Here is a 1,197-nt window from a genome sequence, read left to right on the forward strand (position 1 = left end):
TCGGGTGATCTCGCCTGGTGGTGGGCATCTTTCGACTATGAGGCTTGGGGAGGTGGAACGGCTCCGGGGTGAGTTATCGGAGTTCGTTGCCGATGTTTTTGGGTCGCTTCCGCGGCGGGATCAGCGGCGGTGGGGCGGGTGTTATCTGCGGGGCCTGATGCTGGACGGCCGGCGGAAGTCGATCCAGCCGATGGCCGAGCGGCTGCCGGACGGGAACATGCAGGCCCTGCAGCAGTTCGTGAACCAGTCGCCGTGGGATCCGCTGCCGGTGCGGCGAAGGATCGCCGAGCGGCTGTGTGAGGTGATCACGCCCGAGGTGTGGGTGATCGACGACGTGTCATTTCCCAAGTGCGGGACCCGGTCGGTGGGGGTGGCCCGGCAGTACTGCGGGGCTCTGGGAAAGCGGTCGAACTGCCAGGTCGCGGTCAGCGTCCACGCGGCGACCGACACCGCTTCGTGCCCGTTGAACTGGCAGCTCTACCTGCCCCGGGAGTGGACCGACGATCCGGTCCGTTGCCGGGCAGCCGGAGTCCCTGCCGACGTCGGCCACCAGGAGAAGTGGCGCTTGGCGCTTGACCTGCTCGACACGCTCGCCGACTGGAAGTTCATCCCGCCGGTGGTCGTGGCCGACGCGGGATACGGAGCGAGCACGCCCTTCCGCCTGGCACTGGAGGACCGGGGCCTGTCCTATGTGGTCGCGCTGACGGGCAAGGAGGTCGCTCACCCGGAGGCTGTCGAACCGCAACGTCCGGCCTACGGCGGGCTCGGACCGCCGACCCTGCCGCGTTACCGCACCCCGCCGCGAGCCTTGCCCGACCTCGCTGCCGACGTGCCGGCCTCCGGGTTCTGTGAGGTCACCTGGCGTGAAGGCAGCAAGGGCCCGATGACCTCACGGTTCACGGCGCTGCGGGTGCGGCCGGCGGGCAAGCAGGCCCTGCGGGCCGCGCAGCAAGCCGGCGGAGGGCACTACCGATGGGACGGAGTGCTGCCGGTGCGAACCGTGCTGGTGGAGTGGCCCGCCGACGAGGCGGCCCCGACCGGCTACTGGATCTCCAACCTGCCGCCGGACACGCCCGTCAAGGACGTGGTGCGGTGGGCGAAGATGCGATGGCGCATCGAACACGACTACCGCGAACTCAAACACGGCCTCGGCCTTGACCACTTCGAAGGCCGCACCTGGCGCGGCTGGCACCACCA

General features: G+C 69.5%; 1 protein-coding gene. It reads left to right on the forward strand.

Going from position 1 to position 1,197, the window contains the following annotated elements:
* Positions 1-37: 37 nt before the first annotated feature.
* Positions 38-1,197, forward strand: a 1,160-nt coding sequence (locus ACF09C_RS37180; protein WP_392098097.1) for an IS701 family transposase, incomplete at its 3' end; no start/stop codon positions are given.

This window comes from Streptomyces sp. NPDC014870, assembly GCF_043081505.1.
In the GTDB taxonomy this organism is placed as follows: Bacteria; Actinomycetota; Actinomycetes; order Streptomycetales; family Streptomycetaceae; genus Streptomyces.